This is a genomic window from bacterium, assembly GCA_026414725.1.
Classification (GTDB): domain Bacteria; phylum Ratteibacteria; class UBA8468; order B48-G9; family JAFGKM01; genus JAAYXZ01.
The window spans coordinates 43857-61523 of sequence record JAOAIL010000004.1; the positions used below are offsets into that span (position 1 = coordinate 43857).

The window sequence follows — 17667 nt, forward strand, 5'->3', positions numbered from 1 at the left end:
AAAGTCCCGCAGTCCAGCCGGTGGCAGTCCCCTCCACATCTAACTTTCCATTAAGTTCCAGTGGCGGTACAGGCGGCATTACAGGGATAAGGTATTTCATATTCAGTTTGCTGTTATATATATTGAGTCCGGCACCTGCAGATAAGGAAGGAGTAATTCTGTATGCAACTACAGGAGATATATTCATTGTATACATTGATGAGTAATAAGGGACTGAATACATCCAGTTTCTTACAGCGGACTTACTCCATTCAGTACTCTGTCCATAAGGGAATGTTATACCTAATCCGAATCGTAATGGACTATTATTTCCGATGTCAGTTGAAAAAAATAGATAGGGTAGATAGGTAATAGATTCTTTCATATCTCCATCATAGGTAGTTGTTTTACATTCAGTTACAGGATAGAGTATAGCACTCCCGATTATGAATTGTTGTCCTTCTATCTGAATGAGTCCTGCAGGATTATGTGTAACTGCGGAAGCATCATCACACTGTGCAATAAAAGCACCTGCCTGTGAAAGTGCAGATGCCCCTTCAGGTGGATTTTTGAATGCCTGTGAAAATAGAGAAGAAGCAGTAAGAATTATAATACTGCAGAAACAAACAATAGGTGTATTTTTCATTGTTTCCTCCTTCGTAATTTATTATAACATATATTTTGCAAATAGGTATTATAACATTGTATAATAAGTGATATGACTGGAAACTTCTTGCTCATTTCAGTTGCAGGACTTCCCAAGATATTGTCTGATTTTATACCTGATATAGGGCTTGGAGTTCTTGCATCATCGCTTATCAACGAAGGATGGAGGGTGAAAATTCTTGATTTTAACCAGCCCTCACTATTTTCAGAGGTATTTACGGATGAAATAAGCAGTTTCCTTGAAAGATTTTCCCATAAGGTATTTATTGAAGGGAAAAGCCCTTCTTTAATAGATATAGCAAAACTCAAACTTATAGATAAACGGTTAGAAAAAAATAAAGAAGTTTTTTCTGAAAAACTGCAGGGTTATATTGAAAACTTTGTTGAGAAAGAAAAGATTGATTGTGTGGGATTTAAACTCTGGGCTGGTGATGGTTTCAGATGGTCGCTCAATGCAGGAGGATACCTTAAGAAGAAGCATCCTGAATTAAAAATTATAGGAGGTGGACCACAGGTTGATATATTTGGAGAGGAGATTTATAAGGTTGGAGGGTTTTTTGATGCACTATGTTATGGTGAAGGGGAAGAAACAATTATCCATCTTGCTGATTATGTAGCAGGAAAAAAGAGAAGAGAAGATATCCCTAATATCATATTTCGTAAAGAAGAAACATTGATAAAAACACCCAGAAAATTTATAGAAGACCTTGATAATCTTCCTATTGCTGTATATACACCGGATGTCTATATCAATATAAATGAAAAACTAAAAATACTGGTTCTGGATGAAAGCAGGGGATGTCCTAACAGTTGTTTTTTCTGTATACATCCTGTAAAAAGTGGCAGGAGGAGAACAAAAAGTCCTGAAAAGGTGATTTATGAAATTAAGGAATACAGAAAGAGATATGGGGTGTCTACTTTTAAGTATGCTGGTTCAAGTACACCAGGTAGTTTTATAATGGATGTTGCAAAAAAAATTCTTGAAGATAAGATTGAGGTTAAATACACAAGTTTTGGACATTTAAATGAATTTGAGGTGGACTTTTCTATATTAAAAAATTCTGGTTGTGAATCCATATTCTTTGGACTTGAATCAGCGGATGAGAAGATTTTGAAAGAGGGTATGAATAAAGAGATAAATATAGATAAGGCAAAGAAGGTTCTTATAGAATGTAAGAGAGCAGGGATATTTACTGTGGTAAGTGTAATCTACCCAGCACCATTTGAGACAAGAGAAAGCAGAAAGAAAACGATGGAATTTATAAAAGAGGTTAGCCCTGACTCTGTTCTTGTACAATTTGCAGGAGTATATCCACAGACAGTATGGTTTAAATATCCTGAAAGGTTTAACTTTATAATAGAAGATAAGGAAACATACTCTTTAAAAACTATGACATATAAGATAAAAAATTTATTTCCCCCTACATACTGGGAACCATTGCCCTATAGAATAAATGGTATGTCTTTTAAGGACTATGCGAGAGAAACATTTATTTTTCAGAAGGAACTTCAGGAAGAGGGTATTGAAACATCCATATCGGATGAGGCATATCTGATTTATAAAGTCAGTGGGTTCTCCACCCTCAGGGACTTTTTGAATACCAATAGATATTATTTCTATTCAGGAAATAGAAAAAAACTTGAGGAAGAGATAATTTCTGTTAATAGTAGAATCACAAGGAAAGAATAATGGGTAAACGAAGAGTTGTAATAACGGGTATAGGTGTGATTGCTCCGAACGGAATTGGGAAGGATGATTTCTGGTATGCATTAAAGACAGGAAGGTGTGGCATAAAAAATATAAGTTTTTTTGATACAACAGATTTTCCTGTAAAAATTGCTGGAGAAGTGAGGGGTTTTATTCCAGAGGAGTTTGTGGAAAAGAAAAAGGCGAGAAAGATGGCAAGGTTTTCCCAGTTTGCAGTTGCCTGTTCAAAAATGGCTCTGGAGGATGCAAAGATAATTTCTAAAAATTGTTCAGGGCGTAAAATTGGTATAGTTATGGGTGTTGCAAGTACGGATATAAGAACAGTAGAACATCAATGTAAAGGACTTTATTTAAAAGGTAAAGAGAGAGTCCAAGCATTTGCTTCTGCTGTTGGATTACCAAATGCACCAGCAGGTGCAATAGCGGAAGTTTGTGGTATCAATAATTGTAATCTTACTGTTTCTACAGGTTGTGCTGCAGGTCTTGATGCTTTAGGTGTAGCATATCAATTAATAAAAGAAGGGAGTATAAATATTGCTTTATCAGGAGGTTCTGATAGTCCTGTCACTCCTGTTATGCTTGCTTGTTTAGAAGCCGCTGGAATGGTTACAAAAAGTATGGATCCTGTTAAGGCAAGTCGTCCTTTTGATAGATATAGGGATGGAGGAGTCCTTTCTGAAGGGGCAGCAGTTGTTATTATGGAAGAGTTGGAGAGTGCTTTATCAAGAGGTGCTAATATCTATGGAGAAATTGTAGGGTATGGGCAGAGTATAGAAAGTAAGGAGGAGATGATGGGAGCAGGTCTAAAGAGAGCGATAGAAAAATGTTTTTCTGAGGCAGATATCAGTCCTGATAAGGTGAGTTACATTTCTGCTCATGGCCCTTCTGATAGGATTTTAGACCTTTGTGAGACAAACGTGTTAAAAGATGTATTTGGTTCTTACATATACAGGATTCCTGTAAGTTCAATCAAAGGACATATAGGCAATCCTTATTCTGCAGCAGGTGTGATGCAGGTGATATCTGTGTTAATGGGTATGAAGGAGGATGTTGTGGTTCCGACAATAAACTATGAATTTCCAGACCCTGATTGTGACCTTGACTATGTTCCTAACTATCCGAGACAGAATGAGATAAATATTGCTCTGGTTAATTCGCATGGACTAGGGGGTAGTAGTTCATCACTTTTAATAAGGAAAGTTATATGAGTGTTATAACAATAATTTTAATTTTTACTCTATTACTCAATGCTATGATTATGTATCTTGTATATAAGAGCAATCCAAAAAGATTGCCAAATAAAACTTTTGTTTTAGCGTGTGCAAATGTATGGCTATGGATTGCTTGTTTTTTATTTATTGTTAATGCTTCTTCAGTAAAATCTATAGAATCATGGGTGAAAGTTGCTTTTGCTTTGGGTAGTTTTATCCCTTTTACTTTTTTGATTTTTGTTGATTCTATAGTTGGTAATAAGAAATTTAGAAGAAAAGAATATTTAATGGTTATGTTTTTTTCAATAGCCGAATTTTTTCTTTCTTTTTCACCAAATCTTTTTACTGGTTTTAAAAAACCAGCAAGTCCAATGCAAATGATTCCTGAAGCTACATATGGATGGCCATATCTTTTATGGTATTCCTTATTTTTCCTTGCTATAATATTTGACTTTATTATTTTGTCAAGAAGTATGAAAAACGAAAAAGGACTTAAGAAGGCAGAATTGCAGTATATATTATTTGGATGGTTCTTTGCTGCGATTTTTATTGTCTTTTCTATGGTTATTTTCCCTATAATTTTTAAAACATCTTTTTTAGTCCAGTTTACTCCTATATCAGTATTAATAATGAATGGTTTTATTGGTTATGGGATAGCAAGATACAAGATAATGGATGTTTCTGTACTGATGCAAAAAGTCCTTTCTTATTCTTTCCTTATCCTTTCTATCTTCTTGCTTTATAATCTCTCTCTTTTCTCTTTAAGATGGTTTTTACTTCCTCGTCTTCCAGAAGCATCTATTCTGCCTGATACACTTGCACTTCTTCTTATTGTTTTTATCTTTGAACCTGCAAGAAAGAGAATAAGCAATTTTGTCAATTTTAAAATTTTTAACCTTGAATATTCACCAGAGGATATCCTTAGAGGATTGGAAAAGGTTCTTTATACAGTGGGAGATATAAGAATATTTCTTGAAAGGTGTTTGAAGGTAGTTCTTGAAAGCACAGGCATAAAAGAAGGGAAGATATTTTTTATTCCTGTAGAAGGGCACAGTAAAAATTTTGTTATTTCTATATCTTTACAGGGACAAATCACATCTGATATAGATATATATCCTGAAAAAATTGAACAGGTGATGAGGATAAAAGCAATTCCACTTATAAAGGGAGAACTGGAACGGAAAATTCCAGAAGAGACAACTACTGCCATTATAGAAGAGATGAGAGAAATAAATGCAGAGATAGTGCTGCCTCTTTTAAGTGATGATAAACTTTTAGGAATTTTGTGTTTTGGGGAGAAGGTTTCAGGTAAATTTTTTTCTCCTGAGGATGAAGAGGTTTTTTCTCGTCTATCATATTATCTCTCATTAAAAATGCAAAACTTTCTTTTCTATCAAGAGATTGAGAGAGAAAGGATATATCAGGAGACACTTCTTGAAAATCTCCCTATAGGAGTTATAGGGACAGATGCAAGTGGTTATATCAATATCGTAAATAGAGAGGCAGAAAATATTACAGGACTTAATAAAAAAGATATTGAGAGAAGATATTTCAGTGAGGTACTACCAGAAGAGATAAGAAAAATTCTTACTTATTCTATACAGAATAAAAAAGATGTAAGGTATCTACACTTTAAAATGAAGAAAGAAGGCAGGGATATATCTTTAAATGCTAATGCTTCTTTATTCTATGATAAAGATGGAGGACTTTTAGGTGCACAGATAATATTTTCAGATGTCACACACTTGGAAGAATTGGAAGAGGGGATAAAAAGGGCAGAACGACTTGCATCTTTAGGTGTTATGGCAACAGGTATTGCCCACGAGATTAAAAATCCACTTGTCTCTATAAAAACCTTTGCACAACTTCTTCAGGAGAAGTATAATGATAGTGATTTTCGGGAACAATTTTCTTCTCTTGCTATAAAGGAAGTGGACAGGATAAATGCACTGGTAGAAGACATCCTGATGTTTGCAAAACCGAGAGGTATTGTATGGGTAGATGTTGATATAAAGGAGTTAATAAGAGCAACGAAGGTTCTGCTTACTCCACAGTTCCCCGACAAAAAGATTGAGATAAAAGAGGACCTTTGTGATGAACCGGTTGTTATAAAGGGAGATGCTGATAGACTCAAACAGGCATTGCTCAATTTATGTATTAACAGTGCCCAGGCGATAGATAAAGAAGGAACTATAAATATCAAGGTTAGTAAAGGATATGAAATAGTAAGGATAGAAATAAAAGATGATGGTTGTGGAATAAAAGAAGATATATTGAGTAAAATATTTGAACCATTTTTTACAACAAAGACACAAGGGACAGGTCTTGGACTTTCAATTGTAGCGAGGATAATAGATGAACATAACGGAAATATCAAGATAGAAAGTATGGAAGGAAAAGGAACGACAGTATGTATCACTTTACCTGTTAGACAGAAGGAGAATGAAGGGGATGAATTATTTGCTTCTTATAACAGAAAATAAAACAATAGCAGTATCTCTGAAAGCGATATTTAAAGGGGATTATTTTATAGAGGATATTACACCAGAGTATGCATTAAAGGTTATATCAGAAAGAAGACCATGTATTATTCTACTTGATTCTCAGTTTAACAAGGTAAACTCTCTGGAACTCCTTACGGAATTACTTTCCTATGACCCTACACTTACAATAGTGAAACTCGTTCCGTCTTTCGATAAAGTTGCTAAACAATCTCTTGAATTAGGTGCTTTTGAAGTATTAGAAAAGCCATTTGATACCGAGAGGATAAAACACATCATAAAAAGGGCAATGGAAAGAGAAAGGTTTATAGAAGCAAAGGAAAAGGATATAAAAAGAAAAGAAAAACGAGAACAACTGAAAGAAGAGATGTCTTCTGAACCGGAAAGAGAGACATTCTTTCAGTCGTTTCTGGAGATAGTGGCTGAGAATTTCTCGGATATTGACAGGACAGGTTTAGAGGTACTTAAAATAATAAAAAAGAGATTTCAGATTAGCAGAATGCTTATTCTTCTAAAGAAAGGAACATCTTTTGTTCCATCAGTGTCTCTCGGAATGGGAGATGTTTTTACAGGGTTAGAACTCAAACAGAACCATCCATTTATACTCTGGTTTCTCAATAAAAATCGTATTCTCAATTTTGAATCTGAAAACGAGATACCTTTTGAGTGTAAGAGTTTTATGAATACCATTAACTGCCGGTTTGCTTTTCCATTAAAGACATTGAAGGGAGAACTTATAGGTGTCTTTTTTGCTGGAGATAAAGTAACCGGAGATGAAGTAACTTCTAAAGATATAAGCTCTTTAAGTATGATAATGGATTATCTGAGCACGGTTTTTGAAAATGCCTTTTTATATAAAGAGATATGTTTCCGTAAGGAATATCAGGAAGCGATATTTTATAACATTCCCACAGGTATTATTGCTGTTGATAAAAAGGGAAAGATAGTTGTGTTTAACCCATACGCAGAGGAGATTTTCAGGATAAAATTTGAAGAGGTGAAGAACGAACCGATAGAAAAAGTTGGTTCTCAGATAGCGGACTTTATAAGAAGGGCATTGAATACAGGGGAGACGTTTAACAGGGTGGAGATTGAATATATACCTACAAGGGTTATATTAGGATTAAGTATAAACATTCTGAAAGAAGCAGATGGAGGTGTCAACGGAGCGGTTGCCATATTCCAAAATCTTACTGTTATTAAGGAGATGGAAAAGAAGGAGAGAGAAGCAGAGAGAGATAGATACTGGAGTTTGCTCGCTTCACGGTTATCCCATGAACTTAAAAATCCACTTGTTGCAATCAAGACATTCGCTCAGATGTTACCTGCAAAATATGATGATGAGGAATTCAGAATTAAGTTTTCAGAAGTAGTGCAAACTGAGGTCCAAAGGATAAATGAAATAATAGAAAGGATAAATAAGATAGCAGATAAGATGGAACTCAAAACAGTTTCTGTGGATGTTGTAGAACTTTTTAAGAAATGTGTGGATGAGATGAAAAGAAAGGATGGTATAAGATTCAGTTTTTCCGGTGATGAGAAGGTTTTTATTCCGGCAGATGAGGATAAAATAAAAGAAGCAGTGAATTATATTATGGATTTTATATATGATGATACAGGGGGAGATGGGGCTGTATTTATTAACTTTAAGAAAGATGGGGAAAATATAGAGATAGATATAATAGAAAAGGGTGGTAAAATAAATCTACAGAATGGAGATGAAATTTTTCTTCCTTTCAGTCCCTCGGTAAGAAGTAATGTTTCAATAGGCATTATGCTTTCAAGAAAGATATTTGAATCCCATGGTGGATGTTTTAGATGTAACCTGCATCCTGCAGGAAAGAATTTTATAATTACCCTTCCCATTAATATTCCTGCAAGAGAGAGGAATTTGGTTCTATAAGTATAAAGGTGTATAATAATTTTGTGAAAAAACAGGAAGACGAAATGGATAAAAAGAAGGTACTTATAGTTGATGATGAACCAGAAATAGGACATCTCTGTAGGGAGTTTTTAGAAGGAGAAGGATATGCGATTTCTTTCTATCAGGGGATAAGTGAAGCGTTGAGGCAATTAGAAAATGAAAGATTTGATGTTATATTACTTGATATCCAGATGCCAGAGATGGATGGTTTTACAGCCATTGATAAAATAAGGGAAAAAAATATACCTGTGATTATAATCACCGCTTTTGGAACGGTTGAGAATGCAGTAAGAGCATTGAGGTCTGGTGCTTCTGATTTTCTTGTAAAGCCATTTTCTCTTGAAGAACTTTCCTATGCTATTAAGAGAAATATTGAGAAGAATGATGGTGAATTGGAAATTTTTAGGTTGAAGATGATAAAAACGATATTAGAATTAAATCGTATAATTGTTTCTCTAACAGAACTTGATTTACTGCTTGATAAAATCATCAATATTGTTAACAATATATATCAACCCGAACTCGCTGCTATATATATTGCTGGAGAGGAAGGGGAAAACTTTATTTTAAGGAAATATATTCCTGTGAAGAAGAAATTTCCTGAACAACTTTCTATAAGTTATAGATATGACCAAGTTAGAGATATTTTTAGTGAAAAGAAGGTAAGGATTGAGAAAGAAAAAAATTACATGATAACAATTCCTTTTACAGGAACAAAAAAAGAGATAGGATTTATGTATATAGAAATTCCAGCAACAAAAGAGATATCAGAAGAAGAAGTGAAATTTTTAGAGATTTTTGCACTCCAGGTCGGTATAGGTATAGAAAATGCCATCCTGTTTGATATGGTAAGAAATTCTTATATTAATTCTATAAAATCACTGGTTAATTCTCTTGAGGCAAAGGATGCATATACAAAAGGACATTCAGAACAGGTTGCTTACTATTCATTGCTTATAGGAAAGCAGATGGGACTCAGCAACCATAATCTTGAAATATTAAAAAATGCTTCTTATCTACATGACCTTGGGAAATTAGGAATAAAGGACTCTATCCTTCTTAAACCCGGACCACTGAATGAAGAAGAACGTGATATTATAAAACAGCATCCATCAATGACTGTCAAAATTTTAGAGCCACTCGGTCTTAAAAAAGAGGAGATTTCAGCATGTTTTCACCATCATGAAAAAGTTAACGGGAATGGTTATCCTGAGGGGTTGCAGGGAGAAGAAATTCCTTTACTTGCCAGAATTATTGCTGTAGCGGATGCTTATAGTGCTATGGTTTCTGAAAGACCTTACAGGAAGGCAATGACAGAAGAAGAGGCAATTGCTGAATTGAGACGATATGTGGATATTCAGTTTGATAGAGATGTTGTAGAGACCTTCATCAAAATACTTAAAGAGGAGGTGAAGGGAGATGAAAGAGATTGAGATAGGAAGAGTTTCACACTATTTTAACCATATACAGGTTGCAGCAATGAAGGTGGAAAATGGAGAACTTAAAAAAGGCGATAAGGTACATATAAAAGGACACAGTGAGGATTTTTATCAGGAGATTAATTCAATACAGAAAGAACATCAAGATGTTGAAATAGCAAAAGCAGGGGATGATATAGGATTTAAGGTAGCACAGAAGGTTCATGTAGGAGATATTGTGTACAGAGTAGTGGAAGAGTAGTAGATATTTGTAAATTAACAGGTTCTATGATGTAAGATTGAAAAGAGAGTTTATTTGTATATCTTGAAGTTGAATATATTTGTCTTATCAGTTTGAATTTTCTTAACAGAAGGAGAACATATGGTTAAACTTATGCGTTTTTTATCAAGTGATATGGGAATTGACCTCGGAACAGCAAATACATGTGTTTATGTTAGTGGTAAAGGTGTTGTTATAATGGAGCCGTCCATAGTTACGATGAATATTGAAACAAAGGAGGTTGTGGCTGTTGGGAATGAAGCAAAAAGGATGTTAGGGAAGACCCCTGCTAACATTATTGCAATGAAACCAATGAAGGATGGTGTAATTGCTGATTTTGAGGCATGTGGTGCAATGCTTAAATATTTTATTGCCCGGGCAAAAACACCAAAACATAGATTTGTACTTCCCCCGAGAATAATAATTGCTGTTCCGTCAGGAATAACCAGTGTAGAAAGAAGAGCAGTGAGAGATACAGCTTTGAAGGCAGGGGCAAGGCAGGTGTATCTTGTTGAAGAACCTATGGCCGCTGCTGTTGGAGTGGGATTGCCTGTGGAAGAGCCCTGCGGTAGTTTTATCCTTGATATAGGTGGAGGTACAACAGAAATGGCAGTAATTTCTCTCGGTGGGATTGTTCTGACAAAAAGTTTAAGGGTAGCAGGAAATGAAATGGATGAGGCAATTATTGATTATATGAAGAAAAGATATAATCTGCTTATAGGTGAAAGGACAGCAGAAGAAATTAAAATTAATATTGGGTCCGCATTTCCACTTGAAGAGGAGTTGACAATGGAGGTTAATGGTAGAAGTTTAGTGGAAGGACTTCCCAAAATGGTAAAAATAACATCAGAAGAAATTAGAGAAGCGTTAAGAGATACGCTTTCTCAGATAATCAATGCTATAAGAAGTATCCTTGAAGAGACGCCTCCGGAACTGGCAAGTGACCTTATTGAAAATGGACTTACTATTGCTGGAGGTGGAGCACAGTTAAGAGGTATTGATAAACTTATATCTCAGGAGACCAAACTTCCTGTTGTTATTGCAGATGATCCGTTGAAGGCAGTGGTAAGAGGAACAGGTAAGATGCTGGAGGAGACAAAATACCTCAGAGAATTTCCACAGGAATGAAAAGACATTTAGGAAATTAGTAGATTAACCAATTTAATGTCTTAAGATTTGTTAATTTTATATATTATAGTTTTAAATTATTACCTTTGACCCTTGAGTTAACTAAAATGTTATGGCGCTTCAGAAGAGAAGTTATATTTATAGTCGGACTTTTCCTCTCAATACTGATTGTAAAGCACCACTCTATAAAAATTGATAGTATTGAAACTACACAGAAGGAAGGTATCAAGATTATAAACTATCAAGAGATGATTGCAGAGAATGTTAGATTGAAAGAAATCCTTGATATTAAGAAAGATACCTCCATTTTGAGAAGGACAATTATAGGACAGATTGTATCAATCAAACCAGTTGTTTTCCCAGCTGAGATAGTTGTTAATAAAGGTACAGAAAACGGAATAAAAGAGAATATGGTAGTTCTTTCAAAAGATATGGCTCTTATAGGGAGAGTGACAAAGGTAGATACAAATTCTGCTTCTATTACAACGGTCTTCAATACGAACTCAAAAATCAGTGTTATAATAGATAGTACAAGAGAGATAGGGGTACTTGAAGGAGGGAGTATTCCTTTTCTATCTTTAAAGTATATACCTTCAGATAGTCAGGTAAAGAAAGGAGATAAGGTTATTACTTCCGGATATAGTGATTTTTATCCAAAGGGCATTCAGATAGGAGAGATAACAAAGATAGAGAAAAAGCCAGATACCTTGTTTTTGAAATTATATGTGAAACCGTTCAGTTGTATTTCAGATATGGAAGAGGTTTTAATAGGTGAATAGGAAAATTATACTGTTGGGTGAACAGTTCCTGGTAGTGCTGGGATTAGAGATATTTTTTTTGAATTATTTTAAGTCAACGCTTACTCCTTCTTTTTTTCTTATATGGTTGCTTATCCTTGTATGGGAAGGGAATGTTGAACTGAGTTTATTTCTATCTTTTATTACGGGGCTTATTTACGACCTTATTTCAAAGGGATTTTACGGAATGACAAGTGTTATTTTCCTTGTTATTATATATATAAACTCTTTTTTGAGAATAGAAAGTATGGCTGGACGGATTTCAGGTATATTCATATTCAGTTTAATCTACTTCATAATGGGACTTTTTAAGTATACGGAAGGGTTCTTATGGAACTTCCGGACATTGGTCAGATATTCTTTTATATTTGCTTTATATAATTCTATAGTTGGGTTTTTTATTGAATATGGTATGAGAAGGTTGAGGTTAAAATGGAAGATGAAAAGAGATTATTTATCAATCTGACAAAGATATTTTTCTCTATTATTATACTGAGATGTTTTTATCTTCAGGTAATAAGATACCCTTACTATAGAAATCTTTCGTATAAAAATTGTATAAGGACTATTGAAACAGGTATTCCGAGAGGAGTCATATATGATAGAAATATGAGACCTCTCGCTAAAGATGTACCTGCCTTACATCTCGTGTTTGTGCCGTATGATTTAGAAAAAAGACCAGAGAAGGAGGCAGAGATACTAGCAGGTATTATATCTATGGATAAAAATGCGATATTAAAAAAGTTTAAAAGAAGATATGCAAATCCATTTGATAGGGTATATATTAAAAGACGACTTACCAAAGAAGAGGTTTCTCTTATAGAAGAAAATATGTCAGTACTTCCAGGTGTCTTTGTTCAAGAAGGACTTATCAGAGAGTATACATTGGGCAAGGATACCTGCCATATTCTCGGCTATACAGGTGAGATATCAGAGGAACAGTTAAGGATTTTGAAAGAAAAGGGTTACCAACAGGGTGATTTTATAGGACAGGAAGGCATAGAAAGGATGTATGATGACTATCTTAGAGGTATTCCTGGTGGTATTCAGGTAGAAGTAGATGCACTCGGTCATCAGAGAAGAGTTATGGGTAAAAAGGAGCCATTACCAGGTAATAATCTTGTTCTTACCATTGACCAGACGATTCAGGAGATTGTTTCGGAAGAACTTGGGGATAGGAGGGGTTGTGTGGCTGTTATGGACCCGAGGAATGGGCAGATTCTGGCTATGGTGAGCAGGCCAGGATTTGATGCTGATAATATAAAGGAATTTCTGGGAAGAGAAGGACACCCTTTTCTTAACAGAGCAATAAAAGGGATGTATTCTCCGGGTTCTGTATTTAAAATTATAACAGAAACTACAGCACTTGAAACAGGAGCAATAGAGGAGTATGACAGAGTGGAATGTACAGGGGAGATTCAGGTTGCAGACAGGGTATTTCATTGCTGGAAAGAAGAAGGACATGGTTGGGTGGATATAAATCTTGCACTGCCATATTCCTGTAATGTATTTTTTGGTACTATTGGGATGAGGGTAGGTGTATCAAAGATGCTTGAGTTTGCTTCTATGTTTGGACTTGGAAGTCCCACAGGTATAGACCTTCCCGGAGAGAAGCCTGGATATCTTCCAGATAGGCGAGAGATAGACCCTTTAAACCTCTCAATAGGACAGGGACCTATACTCACAACCCCTGTACAGCTCCTTTCTCTTATATCCACTGTTGCAAATGGTGGTAATATATGGAAGCCATATATAGTGAAGGAGATAGTGTCACCTGATGGAAAAAAAATTAAGGAATTTACACCTGAACTTAAAAAATTTGTATATATAAGCGAAGGAACTTTGGATATTCTCAAACGTGGTTTGAAAAATGTCGTTGTGTTTGGAACAGGTTCCAGAGCAAGAATAGATAGCATTGAAATTGCTGGTAAGACAGGAACTGTCCAGCGGGCAGCAGAGGAACTTGGACTTGGTACGCATGGTTTCTTTGTCTGTTATGCGCCTGCTGATAACCCTAAAATAGCAATGGTGGTTTTTTTAGATAATGCTTCAAGTTCAGAAGCAGCAGGGATTGCAGGTTCAGCAATTAGAAGGATTTTTATTCCCGAAACACATGATGATACCCGTACAGAGACAGAGGAGTTAGAATGATGAGATATTTCAGAAGACATATGTCAGAGAAAGGGGTTATATTCTGGGCTACTTTATTGTTATTTATAGGTACTCTCATACTCTTCAGTGTATCAAAAGGTGTCCTTGTGAAAGAGAGTATTTTCTTAAAACAGTGTCTATGGCTTATAGTTGCAATAATTGTAGGGAGTTTTATAAAGAAAATTGATTACAGAGATTTTCAACAGATAGCACCACTTCTTTACCTTATAATAGTATTGTTATTAGTTGCAGTTCTCTTTATTGGTAGTGCAGGTGCTTCAAGATGGATAAAACTGGGTATTTTTAATTTTCAGCCATCTGAGTTTGCTAAACTTATAACAGTTATAACACTTGCAGCATACCTTTCTGAAAAGGATATAAGAAGATTCCCTGTGTTGCTTGTTTCTTTATTTATTATCGGGATTCCGTTCCTTCTCGTATTAAAACAACCAAATTTAGGAACTGCTTTTATTTTTATAATAATATTTTTTGCAATTATATATCAGGCAGGTGCTACAAAAGGGCAGATGATAACACTTTTTCTTATAGGTGCTCTATCAAGTCCGTTTATGTGGCTTATTATGAAACCATATCAGAGAGAAAGGATATTAACATTCCTTAATCCTATGAGGGACCCGCTCGGTAAGGGATATAATCTTATACAATCCATTATTACTATCGGTTCTGGAGGTTTTTTTGGCAAAGGTTTTTTAAGAGGAACTCAGACAAAATTAGCATTTCTGCCTGAGTATCACACTGATTTTATATTCTGTGCCTTTGCGGAAGAATTTGGATTTATAGGGGTGTTGATTTTGCTCGGTATATATTTTATGTTTTTCAAGAGCATTGCAGAGATTATATATTACACGAGAGAAAGGTTTGCGAGATTATTAGCTACAGGTATTCTTGTTATATTTATTGCGCATGTGGTAATAAATACAGGTATGACAATGGGGCTTTTCCCTGTAGTTGGTATTCCTCTTCCTTTTATAAGTTACGGTGGTTCATCCCTTATGGTTTCACTTATCTCTGTGGTTATTCTCGCAAATATAAAGGATAATACCATTATGTTTTAATCCCCGGGGCTGTATAAAGATGGAAGAAAAGATATTAAAATTGCTACCTCATATCTCTGTCCCTTCTCGCTATACAGGGAATGAGATTAATGCTGTCCATAAAGAATTTGAAAAGTGTAAAATAAAATTTGCACTCTGTTATCCTGACCTATATGAACTCGGTATGTCTTCTCTCGGGATAAGGATTCTTTATGGATTTCTGAATGAGGATGAAGATATTGTCTGTGAAAGGGTATTCTCTCCATGGATAGATATGGAAGATTTATTGAAGTCCTCTAATATACCTTTGTTTTCTCTTGAATCGAAAAGGCCATTAAAAGAGTTTGATGTAATTGGCTTCAGTATCTCTTCAGAACTTAACTATACCAATGTTTTAAATATCCTTTCGCTTGCAGATATTCCTGTCCTCGTTTCAGAAAGAAGAGAAGATGACCCGATTATTCTTGCAGGTGGAAGTTGTATATTTAATTTTGCTCCTCTTGAACCATTTATTGACTGTTTTGTGGTGGGAGAGGGAGAAAATGTAATTCTTGAGATAGTTGAGGTTTTAAAAGAAACCAAGGATAGAGGAAGAGAAAAAGTCCTTTCTGCTTTAGCATCTTTAGAAGGTGTGTATATACCTTCCTATCCAAAAGAAAGGGTTAAGAAAAGATTTGTAAAAGACCTTGACAATGTATATGTTCCATTGAAATGGATTGTCCCCCTTACGGAAATTGTGCATGACAGAATTTCTATTGAGATAATGCGGGGCTGTGGACAGGGTTGCTTTTTCTGTCAGGCAGGCAGGTGCTGGCGTCCTGTAAGGACGAAGAGCCCAGAGAAGATATTGGAGATAGCGAGAGAGACCTATAGGAATACTGGATATGAAGAAATTTCTTTGCTTTCTTTTTCTTCAGGAGACCATCTCCAGATAGATAAAATTGTAGATAAACTTCTATCTGAGTTCAAAGAGAGAAAAGTTACAATTTCCTTTCCTTCCATAAGGATAGACACATTCTCCTTTGAACTTGCAACAAAGATAAAGGAAATAAAAAAGACAGGTCTTACATTTGCACCTGAAACAGGGGAGCGATTACGTGAGAAGATAGGTAAGAGAATTAAAGATAGTGAACTTATTTCCCTCGTTCAAAAAGCAAAAGAAGGTGGCTGGTATCAGATAAAACTATATTTTATGCTGGGGTTACCAGAAGAAAAAGACAGTGACATTATTGATATAGCAAACCTTATCAATGAAATTTCTTATATTATAGGTGTTAAAGCATCTTTCAATACATTCATACCAAAGCCACACACGATATTTGAAAGAGAAAGGTTTATTACAGAAGAAGAATATCTTCATAAAAAATCACTTATTGTGAAAAGTGTAAGAAGAAGCAACCGCATAAAACTTAATTTCCACTCCTATCATATGAGTTGTATTGAAGCAGTTTTAAGCAGAGGAGATAAAGTGCTTTCCTCTGTGATTAAAAAGGTGTGGGAAAAGGGTGGGAAAATGGAAAACTGGGATGAATATTTTAACTTCTCTCTATGGGTTGAAAGTTTTTATGAGAGCGGTACGGATATATCTTATTACCTTTCCGAAATCCAGATTGAAATGCCTTTGCCCTGGCATAGGCTTATTGTATAAATTCCTTATGTAGTGCCTTGAGTGCTTTTGTTCCATCGGCTTTTTTAACCACACAGGAGATTTTTATTTCAGATGTGCTTATCATCTCAATATTGATGTTTTCCCTCGCAAGGGTCTCAAACATCCTTCCTGCAACACCAGGATGGTTCATCATACCTATACCAATAATTGAGACCTTTGCTATATCCCTATCACATATTACATCTTCTGCATGTAATTCCTTTGCAACTTCTTTTAGAATCTTTACTGCTTTTTCAACATCTGAGATATTTACTGTGAAGGATATATCGGCAAAATTTTCTTTACTTACATTCTGGACTATAACATCTACATTGATATTTTCTTTCCCGAGTGCACTGAAAATTTTTCCTGCAATACCAGGTCTGTCAGGTACTCTAAATATAGTGATTTTTGCCTGTTTTTCATCAAGGGATACAGAAGATACATCCGCACCTTCTTTCAGTTGTATCTCTTTTACCATTGTTCCTCCTCCTTTACCAAATGTGGATTTTACTGCAAATGGTACATTATACCTTTTGGCAAACTCAACTGCTCTGGATTGCATAACCTTTGCTCCAGCAGAAGCCATCTCAAGCATTTCATCATAAGAGATTTCAGGTATAAGTTTTGCTTCAGGGACTATATGAGGGTCTGTTGTAAAGACACCTTCAACATCTGTATATATCTCACACAGGTCTGCTTTTATTGCTGCTGCTATGGCTATTGCTGTAAGGTCTGAACCACCCCTTCCTAATGTGGTAATAGCACTTTCAGGACTTATTCCCTGAAACCCCGCTATGACTACAATGCTACCTTTATTCAATTCATCTATTACTCGTGATGGTTCAATTTTCTGAATTCTTGCCTTTGTATGAAAACTGTCTGTCTGTATTCCTGCAAAATGTCCGGTCATACCTTCTGCTTTCTCTCCGATATTTTCAATTGCCATACATAGTAGTGCAACAGATACAATCTCACCTGTAGATAAAAGAAGGTCCATTTCTCTTTCAGGTGGGCTGGGATGAACCTCTTTTGCAAGTGTAATAAGGTTATCTGTGGTCTTCCCCATAGCAGAGACCACAACTACAACCTGATTCCCTGCCCGTTTTGTAGCCACCACTTTTTCCGCAACAAACTTTATCTTTTCTGATGTTGCTACAGAACTACCCCCATATTTCTGTACTATAAGCATACTTCCTCC

Annotated in this window: 14 protein-coding genes; 12 read left to right on the plus strand and 2 right to left on the minus strand. The window is 35.4% G+C overall.

Annotation, left to right across the window (positions count from 1 at the left end; all coding sequences use genetic code 11):
* Nucleotides 1-625, minus strand: a 625-nt coding sequence (locus N3D17_02865; GenBank protein MCX8082327.1) for an outer membrane protein transport protein, incomplete at its 3' end; no start/stop codon positions are given.
* Between the two features lie 72 nt (nucleotides 626-697).
* On the opposite strand from N3D17_02865, the gene N3D17_02870 reads away from it, so the two are divergent.
* The 12 genes from N3D17_02870 to N3D17_02925 all read left to right on the plus strand — a co-directional run bounded on the left by N3D17_02870 (nucleotide 698) and on the right by N3D17_02925 (nucleotide 16466).
* On the plus strand, nucleotides 698-2335 hold the full coding sequence (locus N3D17_02870) for a radical SAM protein (GenBank protein ID MCX8082328.1): 1638 nt from the start codon (nucleotides 698-700) through the stop codon (nucleotides 2333-2335).
* Nucleotides 2335-3561: a beta-ketoacyl-[acyl-carrier-protein] synthase family protein gene (locus N3D17_02875; protein ID MCX8082329.1), complete on the plus strand. Its 1227-nt coding sequence runs from the start codon at nucleotides 2335-2337 to the stop codon at nucleotides 3559-3561. The genes N3D17_02870 and N3D17_02875 overlap by 1 nt, the downstream gene beginning before the upstream one ends.
* The gene (locus N3D17_02880; protein ID MCX8082330.1) at nucleotides 3558-6047 is read left to right on the plus strand and encodes an ATP-binding protein; all 2490 of its coding nucleotides are present in this window, start codon (nucleotides 3558-3560) and stop codon (nucleotides 6045-6047) included. The genes N3D17_02875 and N3D17_02880 overlap by 4 nt, the downstream gene beginning before the upstream one ends.
* Nucleotides 6016-7968, plus strand: a complete 1953-nt coding sequence (locus N3D17_02885; GenBank protein MCX8082331.1) for a PAS domain-containing protein — start codon at nucleotides 6016-6018, stop codon at nucleotides 7966-7968. The genes N3D17_02880 and N3D17_02885 overlap by 32 nt, the downstream gene beginning before the upstream one ends.
* A 44-nt stretch (nucleotides 7969-8012) precedes the next feature.
* Nucleotides 8013-9422, plus strand: a complete 1410-nt coding sequence (locus N3D17_02890; protein ID MCX8082332.1) for a response regulator — start codon at nucleotides 8013-8015, stop codon at nucleotides 9420-9422.
* Nucleotides 9409-9669 carry an EF-Tu/IF-2/RF-3 family GTPase gene (locus tag N3D17_02895; protein ID MCX8082333.1) on the plus strand — a complete coding sequence of 87 codons (261 nt, stop codon included), beginning with the start codon at nucleotides 9409-9411 and terminating at the stop codon, nucleotides 9667-9669. Before N3D17_02890 ends, N3D17_02895 begins: the two co-directional genes overlap by 14 nt.
* Nucleotides 9670-9789: 120 nt before the next feature.
* Nucleotides 9790-10815, plus strand: coding sequence for a rod shape-determining protein (locus tag N3D17_02900; GenBank protein ID MCX8082334.1), 1026 nt, complete (start codon nucleotides 9790-9792; stop codon nucleotides 10813-10815).
* A gap of 107 nt (nucleotides 10816-10922) precedes the next feature.
* Entirely contained in the window at nucleotides 10923-11594 is a 672-nt protein-coding gene (gene mreC / locus N3D17_02905) for a rod shape-determining protein MreC (protein MCX8082335.1), read from the plus strand.
* Nucleotides 11587-12078, plus strand: a complete 492-nt coding sequence (mreD, locus tag N3D17_02910; protein MCX8082336.1) for a rod shape-determining protein MreD — start codon at nucleotides 11587-11589, stop codon at nucleotides 12076-12078. Before mreC ends, mreD begins: the two co-directional genes overlap by 8 nt.
* On the plus strand, nucleotides 12045-13763 hold the full coding sequence (gene mrdA, locus N3D17_02915) for a penicillin-binding protein 2 (GenBank protein ID MCX8082337.1): 1719 nt from the start codon (nucleotides 12045-12047) through the stop codon (nucleotides 13761-13763). Before mreD ends, mrdA begins: the two co-directional genes overlap by 34 nt.
* Nucleotides 13760-14839, plus strand: coding sequence for a rod shape-determining protein RodA (rodA, locus tag N3D17_02920; GenBank protein ID MCX8082338.1), 1080 nt, complete (start codon nucleotides 13760-13762; stop codon nucleotides 14837-14839). Before mrdA ends, rodA begins: the two co-directional genes overlap by 4 nt.
* 19 nt (nucleotides 14840-14858) lie before the next feature.
* Complete coding sequence (locus tag N3D17_02925) at nucleotides 14859-16466, plus strand: radical SAM protein (protein MCX8082339.1); 1608 nt, start codon at nucleotides 14859-14861, stop codon at nucleotides 16464-16466.
* On the opposite strand, the gene N3D17_02930 is transcribed toward N3D17_02925, so the two are convergent.
* Nucleotides 16456-17658 (minus strand): aspartate kinase, encoded by a 1203-nt coding sequence (locus tag N3D17_02930; GenBank protein ID MCX8082340.1) that lies wholly within the window; start codon nucleotides 17656-17658, stop codon nucleotides 16456-16458. The genes N3D17_02925 and N3D17_02930 overlap by 11 nt on opposite strands.
* Between the last annotated feature and the right edge of the window lie 9 nt (nucleotides 17659-17667).